10 protein-coding genes are annotated in these 10,421 nt (G+C 62.4%); 3 read left to right on the top strand and 7 right to left on the bottom strand.

The features are described 5' to 3' along the window. Positions 1 to 158, bottom strand: a 158-nt coding sequence (locus tag ACH2EI_RS08110) for a pyridoxamine 5'-phosphate oxidase family protein (RefSeq protein WP_395159675.1), incomplete at its 3' end; no start/stop codon positions are given. Between the two features lie 24 nt (positions 159 to 182). On the opposite strand from ACH2EI_RS08110, the gene ACH2EI_RS08115 reads away from it, so the two are divergent. Continuing rightward, on the top strand, positions 183 to 779 hold the full coding sequence (locus ACH2EI_RS08115) for a hypothetical protein (RefSeq protein ID WP_395159669.1): 597 nt from the start codon (positions 183 to 185) through the stop codon (positions 777 to 779). A gap of 159 nt (positions 780 to 938) precedes the next feature. Here the strand turns inward: ACH2EI_RS08115 and ACH2EI_RS08120 are convergent, their stop codons facing one another. From ACH2EI_RS08120 to ACH2EI_RS08145, 6 genes are all read right to left on the bottom strand, one after another. After that, entirely contained in the window at positions 939 to 1,916 is a 978-nt protein-coding gene (locus ACH2EI_RS08120; protein WP_395157244.1) for an aldo/keto reductase, read from the bottom strand. A 132-nt stretch (positions 1,917 to 2,048) separates the two neighbouring features. After that, on the bottom strand, positions 2,049 to 2,636 hold the full coding sequence (locus tag ACH2EI_RS08125; RefSeq protein WP_395157242.1) for a methylated-DNA--[protein]-cysteine S-methyltransferase: 588 nt from the start codon (positions 2,634 to 2,636) through the stop codon (positions 2,049 to 2,051). Then, a complete protein-coding gene (locus ACH2EI_RS08130) occupies positions 2,633 to 4,123 on the bottom strand; it encodes a DNA-3-methyladenine glycosylase 2 family protein (protein ID WP_395159671.1) in 1,491 nt (496 codons plus the stop codon). The genes ACH2EI_RS08125 and ACH2EI_RS08130 overlap by 4 nt, the downstream gene beginning before the upstream one ends. Before the next feature lie 42 nt (positions 4,124 to 4,165). Next, a complete protein-coding gene (locus tag ACH2EI_RS08135) occupies positions 4,166 to 5,374 on the bottom strand; it encodes an MFS transporter (RefSeq protein ID WP_395159673.1) in 1,209 nt (402 codons plus the stop codon). A 133-nt stretch (positions 5,375 to 5,507) separates the two neighbouring features. Further along, the gene (locus tag ACH2EI_RS08140; RefSeq protein WP_395155892.1) at positions 5,508 to 6,485 is read right to left on the bottom strand and encodes a Gfo/Idh/MocA family oxidoreductase; all 978 of its coding nucleotides are present in this window, start codon (positions 6,483 to 6,485) and stop codon (positions 5,508 to 5,510) included. Positions 6,486 to 6,685: 200 nt separating this feature from the next. Beyond that, positions 6,686 to 7,945, bottom strand: coding sequence for an acyl-CoA dehydrogenase family protein (locus ACH2EI_RS08145; RefSeq protein WP_395155890.1), 1,260 nt, complete (start codon positions 7,943 to 7,945; stop codon positions 6,686 to 6,688). A 549-nt stretch (positions 7,946 to 8,494) separates the two neighbouring features. Here ACH2EI_RS08145 and ACH2EI_RS08150 point away from each other — a divergent pair. Both ACH2EI_RS08150 and ACH2EI_RS08155 read left to right on the top strand, forming a co-directional pair. Continuing rightward, complete coding sequence (locus ACH2EI_RS08150) at positions 8,495 to 9,871, top strand: ammonium transporter (RefSeq protein ID WP_395155888.1); 1,377 nt, start codon at positions 8,495 to 8,497, stop codon at positions 9,869 to 9,871. A 33-nt stretch (positions 9,872 to 9,904) separates the two neighbouring features. After that, a complete protein-coding gene (locus ACH2EI_RS08155) occupies positions 9,905 to 10,243 on the top strand; it encodes a P-II family nitrogen regulator (protein WP_395155886.1) in 339 nt (112 codons plus the stop codon). Positions 10,244 to 10,421 lie beyond the last annotated feature (178 nt).

Consider the following 10,421-nt stretch of genomic DNA (forward strand, 5'->3'; position numbering starts at 1 on the left):
CGCTTCGCCTTCCACGACTCCCCCGACGTGGTGAAACCCACACGGCCGTCGGGAAGCGCGGCGATCCAGACCGGAAGCGGCTTGGGTGTACCGTCTTTTTTGTACGTCGTGAGCGAGACGAACTTAGCGTCTGAGATGGCTACAGTGCTGCTCGGCATGTTTCGACGGTATCGTCGCTGCCCGTGAATCACGTCAAGAACCGCATGCAGGCGCTGGGTCTCCTCGACCGCTCAATCAAGGCTGCCACCGACGAAGAATTGGCCGCCGCCATCGAGGTACTCGACGACGATCATCGTGAAGGCCTGGAGTCATTTGTCGAAGGCGAACTCGCTGTCGACAGCGTGCGCGCTGCCGTCAAGACCGGCCGCATCGACGGCACCATGGAAGCAATCGCAGCGATCATTTCCGACGCTGCCCTCGCCGCTTGCATCGAGCAGCTCGGTGAGAACGCCGACAATCCGTCGACCGATCAGCTCAAGGAAGTGCTCCCCCCGATCGTCGAGAAGCACGGCCTCGCCGTTGCCCGAATCATGCTCGCTGCCACCGCGGCTGGGGAAGCACCCGCGTCCGCGATCATCCGCGACCTGCTGAAGAACGACGACACCATGGCCCTCCCGAAGGTCGAAGAGTCCGAAGCCACGACGGTGCTCGACACCTCGAAGCGCCCGGCCGACGAGCAAGACAAGTTGCGCGCAGCACGCAAGGCCGCTAAGGCAGCAAAGCAGGAAGCCAACCGCGCCCGCAAAGCGCAGTCAGCCTCCGCCTACCGACGTAAGTAAAAGGCACAGCGGGCGGGCCAGCGCAGTCGGGCGCCATTCGTCCCTCCCAATCCCCTGAGTTGGGATCAGATTGTTCGAGGCGCGAGGCGCGAGGCGAGGATGTTGAGCTTGCTCAATGACGAGCTCTCGCAACGCAGGGATCGGGCGATCTGGACCGACTCAGGAGAAGCCGACGATGGGGTGCGGGAGATAGTGCTCTTCGAGCGACTGCGCTTCGTCGTCTGTAAGTTCCAACTCGACGGCTGCCACGGCATCGTCGATGTGATGCGGCTTGGTTGCACCGATGATCGGTGACGTGACTGCCTTATTGCGCAGCACCCACGCGAGGGCAATCTGCGCGCGCGACACACCGCGCGCTTCGGCAACCACACCGACGGCGTCGGACACTGCTTTGTCCGACTCCTCCATGCTGTAGAGGTAGCGACCGAAGTCGTCGCTTTCTGTGCGGTTGGTCGTGGCACCCCACTCGCGAGTCAGCTTGCCGCGGGCCATCGGGCTCCATGGGATCACGGCGACGTTCATGTCGCGACAAAGCGGAAGCATCTCGCGCTCCTCTTCGCGATTGATCAGGTTGTAATGCGGCTGCATGCTGACGAACCGCGTCCAACCGTTGGCGTCAGCGGTGTACTGCGCCTTACTGAACTGCCATGCGTACATCGACGATGCACCGATGTGATGCACCTTGCCCGAGCGGATCAGATCGTGCAGCGCCTCCATCGTCTCTTCGATCGGCGTGCGATGGTCCCAGCGATGGATCTGATACAGATCGATGTAGTCGGTGCCGAGCCGCTTCAGGCTCTGGTCGACCTCATGCATGATTGCCTTGCGGGAGAGCCCCTCGCCGAAGTGCCCCTCGCGCATTCGGCCACGCACCTTGGTGGCAATGATCACGTCTTCGCGATTCGTCATGTCGGCAAGCGCTCGACCGACGATCTCCTCGCTCGATCCCAGCGAATAAACATTGGCCGTGTCGAAGCAGTTGATCCCTGCTTCGAGGGCCTGCTCGATGAACGGCCGGCTGCTCGCCTCGTCCATGCTCCATGCGTGGGTGCCCTTACCCGACTCGCCATAACTCATGCACCCGAGCGTGATCGCAGAGACGGACAAACCAGTGTTTCCAAACGGCACATACTTCATCGCGTCACGTTGCCACACCCTCACGCCGCCCCTGTCATCAGAAACTGAGACCAGCTCACCGCGCCCAGCAAGCAGAACGGTCTCCATTTCGCCAGCGTTGCCCCCATCGCCAGAAATGGAGACCAAGACACGTCACTGCCGCGTTGAAATGGTCTCCATTTTGGAAGACGGAGCGGTAGTGGACTCGTGTTCAAGGAGCCATTGCTTGCTGGCGAGGCCGCCGGCGAATCCTGTGAGCGAGCCGTTCGAACCGACAACTCGATGGCAGGGCACGATGATCGAGATCGGATTGCGACCATTGGCGGCACCGACCGCACGCGCCTTACGCTTGTCGCCCATCGCTGCGGCCTGCTCGCCGTAGCTGACGGTCTCTCCATAAGGGATGGCTCGCAGCGCGATCCATGCTGACTGCTGAAAGTCGGTGCCGATCGGTTCCAGTGGGAGATCGAAATTCCGACGATCCCCGGCGAAGTACTCGCCGAGTTGATTGACGGCTGCAGCAAGGACGGGATGATCGGTCGGGTCGGCCGCCTCGATCACAATTCCGAGTGGCACCCGTGCCGGATCATCGCTCGGCCAGAGCACTGCCCGGAGCCCGACATTGCTGGCAACGAGTCTGAGCACGCCCAGGGGGCTGTCCATCATCGTGAAAGACAAGCTGGTGTCAGGGCTGGTGTCAGGGCTGGTGTCAGGGCTGGTGTCGTTATTGGTAGCGGTCATGCGGTGTCCTTGCGGGGTCGTGCAGCGGCAGCCGCGGCGGCCTCGAGCGTTCCGAGGCTCGCCCAGAGGTGATGGAGTGCATACGAGCGCCAAGGTGCCCAGCCGGCTGCATCGTCGACGGTGAGATCGAGCGCCGTGAGAGCGTTGACCGCAACGAGGTCGGTGCCGAGAAAGACGTCGGGATGTCCGAGGCCCCGCATCATCACGTAATCAGCCGTCCACGGCCCGATGCCTTTCAGTGCGAGGAGTTGATCACGGGCCACGTGCGGGTCGGAACCCGCATCAAGCGCAACACTGCCCTCGGCAACGGCGGCTGCAAGGCGGCGCACCGTGTCGCGGCGAGCAGCCGGCATGGCGAACAATTCGTCAGGTGCTTCGGCGAGACGCTCGACGGTCGGGAAGGCATGAGACAATCCGTTGCCGACCGCCAGCGCCGGGTCGAGCGGATCACCCAGGGCCAGAGCAAGGCGACCCGTCACGGTGCGTGCTCCCGTAAGCGATACTTGCTGGCCGACCACCGCACGCAGTGCCGTCTGTACCGGATCGGCGCTCCCCGAAGCGCGCCGCCCGGGGACTCTGGCAACAAGCGGAGCAAGGCGCGGATCGGAGGCGAGTGCGGCATCGACGGCCTGCGGATCGGCATCGAGGTCGAGGAGTCGACGGATCCGTTGAACCGCCGTGGCGAGGTCGGCCCACTCGGTCAGGCGCACGCGAGCCTCGACGTAATCGTCACCTGCTCGCAGCGAAACAACGCCGGACCCCTGCGGCAATGACAGCACCTGAGCGAAGCTCGAGCCATCCCACGACTCCACACCGGGAACGGCATGCGCCCCGAGGAACGCAAGCAACTCGTCACCAGCGAACGGCTGACGGGTCGGTAGCCGAAGTGTGACCTCGCCCGCCGTCAATGCCTGGCTCCCGGTGCTGCGCTTGGCACGCAGTTCGGTCGGCGACGACGCAAACACCTCACGCACTGTGTCGTTGAACTGGCGAATGCTGCCGAAACCTGCTGCGAAGGCAATATCGGTGAAGTTCATCGTGGTGGTTTCGATAAGTAACCGCGCCGTGTGCGCCCGATGGGCCCGGGCGATGGCCAGCGGACCTGCACCGAGCTCGTTGGTCATGACTCGATTGAGATGACGCTCGCTGTAGCCGAGCTGCTTCGCCAGCCCCGGCACGCCGTCACGCTCGACAGCCCCGTCCGCAATCAGGCGCATCGCTCGCCCGATCAGATCCTGGCGGAGATTCCACTCCGGCGAGCCAGGCGACGCGTCAGGACGGCACCGCTTGCACGCTCGAAACCCACGTTGCTGTGCAGCGGCGGCCGTGTGATGGAACTCGACGTTCGTTTGCTTCGGCGTGATTGCTGGACAACTCGGGCGGCAATAAATGCCCGTCGTACGTACTGCGGTCACGAACCACCCGTCGAAGCGCCGGTCGGCGTTCTTGACGATGCTGTAGCAACGGTCGTGGTCGAGCGGTGGCATGACTCCATGATGCCGGTCACTGCCCACAATGACCAGCGGAAATCAGCCAGCCAGTTGGATGTCTGATTTCCGCTCAGTCCTGTTGGAACCGACGTCAGACCCAGCGGGCGCGAGCTTGGTCCGCAGGAGCCACAGACCGATCAGGCAGGAAACCACGCCACCCAGGAATCCGACCTGCTTGCCGACGATCTGAGCGAACCCACCGATAAGCAGGCCGCTTCCCGCCGAGCCGATTTCGAAGAACATCGTGAACGAACTGATTGCCGATGCGCGATCCGCATCGCTGGCATTGTTGACCGTGAGCGCCATGAGCGACGGGTAGTTGAATGCAGCGCCGAGCCCGATCAGGAACGCCCCGATCCACAGGCCGACGACGTTCGGCGCAGCAGCGAAGACAGCAAGACCGCCCGCCATGGAGACAAGCGCAATCGTGACAGAACGTCGCGGGCCCAGACGTTCCGGCAGCTTTGCGCCGAAGATTCGAATGACGAGCGAGACGAGCGCATAGGTCAGAAACAAGAGGCCAGAGTTGGCGAATCCGTTGTCGCGCGAGTACTCGGGGATGAAGAGGAAGAAGGTGGTCAGACCGCCAACCCCGAACGCCAACACAACACCGGGCAGAATCGCGGCAGGGTGAATGATCTTGAAGATGCCGCTCTCGGCAAGGGCTCTCACAGGCGGCGCAGCGTGTCCGCCCGAGTCAACGGTCGACTCGGAATCTTCGGGTGACTCAACGCGCGCCGGCGCGAAGATCGCGATCACCGCAGCCAGTATGGCGAAGCCGCCGGCCGCGATAAAGGTGCGTTCGAAGTTGACGTCGTCAAGCAGCCATTCACTGAACACCGGTCCGACACCGATGCCGGAGAACACAGCCACTGAGAAGTAGCTCGCCCCCTCGGCGCGACGTTCACGCGGCGACAGATCGGCAATCAGCGTTGCGGATCCGACGAAAACTGCCGCTTCGCCCACGCCGGTGAGTACCCGGAGCGCCATCAAGAAGCCGAGCGAATCGATCTGGCTCATCAACATGCCGCCGGCCGCGGCCATCAGCGCACCACCGATGATGATTGAGCGACGTCCGTAGCGATCGGCCAAACGGCCGAGCAGTGGCCGAGCGAACACTGCAGCAAGGGCAAAAACTGCGGCATTCAGCCCGAGGGCGAGTTCGCCACCTTTCAGCGGCCCCTCGATGAACAGCGGAACGAGTGGGACCAGCGTTCCGATGTACATGAAGAACGCAAAGGCACTCAACGATACGACCACGAATGGTTTGGTGATCAGTCGCTCCTCAGCGCAATCAGCATGCTGATCCGCAACAGTGGAGCTTCCCGACATCGACACTCAACCATCATGTCGAACCAGATCGAGTCTTGACCGTCTCAGATCAGGTCCGGCCGGAAGTCACAAACGGCGGTGAGACCGCTTCGCGTTGGCCAGATACCGCCGATCGAATCGCTGCATCGACAACTCGCTGCGCCGCCAAACCATCGATCGAAGTCGGGCCGCGCACCTCTCCGGCACGAACCCCTGCAATCCAATCCGCGGCCTCAGCCCGATATGCCTCGGTGAATCGTCCGAACCAGTCGTCACCAATGTGCTGATGACCCGCGCCCTCGAAGCGGACAACCGGCTGAGCTGGTTGCGGGGCGGTGACCATGCCATGTTCGCAGGTCACCTCGACATCGATGTCGTAGCCGTACGTGGCTTCGACGAACTCGATCGTGACAGTCGACCCGTCAGCCATCGCCCCGAGGACAACCACGTGCTCGACTGGCCGTGGTCCGCTGACCACCTGCGTGGTGACGGACGAGAACTCGGTGCCCATGAGCCATCGGGCGGTGTGCACGTCGTGGATCAACGATTGCGAGAAGACCAGTTCGAGCGGCCGTTCCCACTGGTGGTTGGTGTTGCGGTGAGCACTACGGACATGGCGGATCGCACCGAGTTCGCCGATTGCGGTTGCAACCTGCAGATGCGCTGGGTCGTACTGGCGCATGAAGCCCAACTGGACCAACGGACGCCCAGCAGCGACCTCTGCGGCAACGACCCGTTCAGCGTCGGCGACATTGCTCGCCAGCGGCTTCTCACACAGGACGAAGGCACCGCGCTCGACTGCAGCGATCGTGAGATTGGCATGCGTGTCATCCGGCGACGCGATGACGATGGCGTCGAGGCTCGGGTCTCGGGCGACAGCGAAGGCGTCGGTCGATGCAGCAGCGTTGCAGAGGCCAGCAGCATCGAGGGCTGCTGTTGCGACGACATCGGCAACGACGGCGACCTCCACGCCGTCAATCGCAGCGAGATTCGTGATGTGCTCACGGCCCATACCGCCCGCACCAATAACTCCGATTCGCACTGTCATGCACCTAAGGCTACGAGAGACGGGCCACGTCGACCGACACGCTCAGCGTCTGCGTCGAGGCGGGCCCGATGACGACACCGCGGATCGGAGCGACATCAGTAGCCAGTTGGGTGAACATCACAGCTTGATGGCAAGTTTTGTCCAGTTGTTGAGCTTTGGAACAGCCATCTCTGCACCCGGCCTTGCGCTCTCCCCTGCGCTTAGGAGCCGGTCGGGGGCTGTGGTTCTTTGGGAAGACCGAGAACGCGTTCGCCGACGATGTTGCGCTGGATCTGGCTCGTGCCGCCCCAGATGGTCTCGGAACGCGAGAAGAAGAACGACGACATCATCGGGCTCACCGGGTAGCCGTCGCGGCGTTTGTCGCGCGAGGCGCCGGGCCAGCCGCCGCCCTCCGGACCGGCGTCGATCAGCAACGAATCGGTGCCATAGATGTCCAACGCCAGTTCCATGGATTTCTGATGCATCTCGGTCCAGAACATTTTGTTCGTCGCTCCGAGCGCAATCGTGCCCATATCAACCACCCCGGCACCGCGGCTCTTGTTCAGCGTCGCAGTGAGGTTCCGCAAGCCGTTGAAACGCAGGATCTCAATCTTGCTGTAGTACTGCATCAGACGCTGACGGATGTGCGGATCGTTGATTGCGCCGTTGGCAATGGCCTGCTCTTTGAGGATCCGGAACTCCTCGGCAAAGCGGCGGAAACCAGTCGTGGCAGACTGGCCGCGCTCAAAGCCGAGGGTTGAGTTCGCGACCTTCCAGCCGTTGTTCACTCCGCCGACAACGGCGTCCTTGGCGCAACGTGCGTCCGAGAAGAAGACCTCACAGAATTCGGCGGTGCCGTCGGGCTGCGTGATGCCGCGGACTTCGATGCCCGGCTGATTCATTGGGACGAGCATGTAGGAGATGCCGGCGTGCTTCTTCGCCTCGGGATCTGTACGCGTCAGGAGGAAGCAATAGTCGGCGTGGTGACCCTGCGTGGTCCAAACCTTCTGGCCGTTGATGACCCACTCGTCGCCGTCGAGCTCGGCGGTCGTCTTGATCGACGCCAAGTCAGAACCGGAGTCGGGCTCCGAGAAGCCCTGGCACCAGCGGGTCCGACCCTGCAAAATACCGGGCAGAAACTCCTTTTTTTGTTCCTCGGTTCCCCACTGAAGCAGTGTCGGGCCAACCAGCGTGTCGCCAAAGAAGTCACCGCGCATCGGGGCCTTCGCGTTGGCGAACTCCTCCGACAGAGCGACGCCCTGCATCGTGGTCAGGCCCTTGCCGCCGTACTCGGCCGGCCAAGTGGCGCAGATCCAACCACCTTCGAAGAGCTTGGTGGGCCACTCGGCGTTGAACGCCTCGCGCTCTCCTGACGTCATCTCGAAGCCATCGTCGAACCAGCCCTCAGGCAGGTTGTCGAGAAGCCACGATTTGATTTCGGCGCGGAATTCTTCAGCTTCGTTCGGGTACGTCAGATCCATAGACGACATTCTTGCTGTTGCATCGACGTTGCCCCGAATCTGGCGCGTGTGGCACTCGTCGCTTGCTCCCCCGGGCTGCCGCAAGCTGGCCCCGAACCAACGCCGGCTGTTCACCGCTCGTTTACGGAAAGCGCACACTCACGCAACATCGTGTCCGTACCTTGACCTGCGCAGTCGTTCCGCCCTCAGATCAGCCAGTGCCTCAACCCCCTCGAGAAAACTGGTCCCCTACTGAGGGCGGACGGCTGCACAAGTAACCCGGACAGTTTTCCGAAACTGCACCGGTCAGCCAATTCGATGCGTCCGCCGTTCGTACCCGCCGTTCGTGCCCGTCTTTCGCAATAAGAGCGGGCCTCTCCGGGCTGTCGCCCGGGCCCTCTTCAACACGCCTCACGCCACGCTTCACGACAGTTCACGGAGCCGAAACAAAGCCGCGACACGCGCGACATCGACGGTCCGTAGCTTTCGCTTCGCAATCCGGACGGCAACGGCGCCACTGGATTCTCCACGCAAACCTTCCCGTATCCCCGATCCTTTTTGGAGGACCCCTTGCACAATCGTGCGCTTCGAATCATCTCTGGCCTTGGCGGCGTTGTCGCCCTTGTGGCCCTTTTGCCCGGAACCGTCATCGCTCAGGAAGCGTCAGAGGTCCAAGCGATCCTCGACAACATCTGGGTGTTCATCGCTGGTTGTCTTGTCTTCTTCATGCAGGCGGGTTTCGCACTCGTCGAGGCAGGCCTAACACGTGCGAAGAACGTAGTGAACATCTTTGCCAAGAACATGGCCGACGCAATCATCGGCATCCTTGCCTTCTTTGCAACCGGCTATGCCTTCGCCTTCAGCGGCGGCAACGACCTCCTCGGCACCGACGGCGGGTGGTTCTTCATGAACGACCTTGACATCAACGCGCTTGGCGGAAGTGGGGTGATCAACCTGTCGCACGGAACGTTCTTCTTCTTCCAGGCAGTGTTCGCCGCGACAGCCGTGACGATCTGCTCGGGCGCCATGGCCGAGCGCACGAAGTTCTCGTCGTACCTCATCTTTGGTGTGTTCATGTGCGGCATCATCTACCCGGTGGTCGTGCACATGACCTGGGGCGGCGGCTTCATTGCTGGCCTCTCGATCGGTGACGCCGTGTATTCCGACTTCGCAGGATCCGGTGTCGTGCACATGACCGGCGGTGTCGCCGCACTCGTCGGCGCCAAGCTTGTCGGTGCCCGCAAAGGCAAGTTCGCCGACGACGGAACGGCCCGAGCGATCCCTGGCCACAACATCCCGTTCGCGATCGTCGGTGTGTTCATCCTCTGGCTCGGCTGGTTCGGATTCAACCCTGGCTCCGAGCTCGCTGCCGACAATCTTGTGACAGGCATTGCACTCAATACGATTCTCGCTGCTGCTGCCGGTGGCTGCGCCACTGCAGCCTTCGTCTGGATCAAGACGGGCAAGCCGGACATCGCCTTCATCGGCAACGGCGTGCTCGCCGGACTGGTCGCCATCACCGGCCCATGCGGCACCGCAACTCCGATCATGTCGATCGCCATCGGCGCCATCGGCGGCATCATCGTGGTCGTCGCAGTGCAATTCTTCGACAAGATCAAGATCGACGATCCGGTCGGCGCAATCAGCGTGCACGGTGTCGTCGGCATGTGGGGCGTACTGTCGATCGGCATCTTTGCCCGCTACGACGATGCATTCCTCGGACGCGAAGATGCCGGCCTGATCTACGGTGGCGGCTTCGAGCAGCTCGGCGTGCAGGCCCTCATGGTCATCATCATCATCGCTTGGGTCGGCGTTGCCAGCCTCGTTGTCTTCTCCGCCCTCAAGGCCACAATTGGCCTCCGAGTGAGCGAAGAAGAAGAGGTCGGTGGCCTCGACGTTCCCGAGCACGGCATGGCCGGCTACAACAACGACCCGTCCTACGCCTGAACCTGACTGACAGAAGAGAGAAGAGACAACAACATGAAACTCGTAACTGCAGTGATCAAGCCGTTCAAGCTCGATGACGTCAAAGATGCACTCAAGGAAGCTGGCTCGTCCGGCATCACCGTGAGTGAAGTACGCGGCTTCGGCCGCCAGGGCGGCCACACGGAGACCTACCGGGGTGCTGAGTACAAGATCGACTTTGTCCCGAAGGTCCAGGTGGCGATCGTCGTCGACGACGCCGCTGTCGACGGCGTCGTTGAGGCCATCACCAAGTCAGCTGCCACCGGCAAGATCGGTGACGGCAAGATTTGGGTGACCGAGGTCGAGCGAATCATCCGCATCCGCACGGGAGAGGAAGGTACGGACGCCGTCTAGCTCCGGCCTCGCTGTCAGATAACAGCCTGAGCGAACCGCAATGTCGCGATTCGCTCGGACGATCCCCGTGTCGCATCTTGTCCTCAAGATGCCGGCACGGGGATCGTTTCGTTTTCGGTGCTGGGACACCCTGGGCTGCGGTCCGATCCGCTCCCAAGCACACCGTCGGCCCGCGTTC

The organism is Ilumatobacter sp. (genome assembly GCF_041688325.1).
In the GTDB taxonomy this organism is placed as follows: domain Bacteria; phylum Actinomycetota; class Acidimicrobiia; order Acidimicrobiales; family Ilumatobacteraceae; genus Ilumatobacter_A.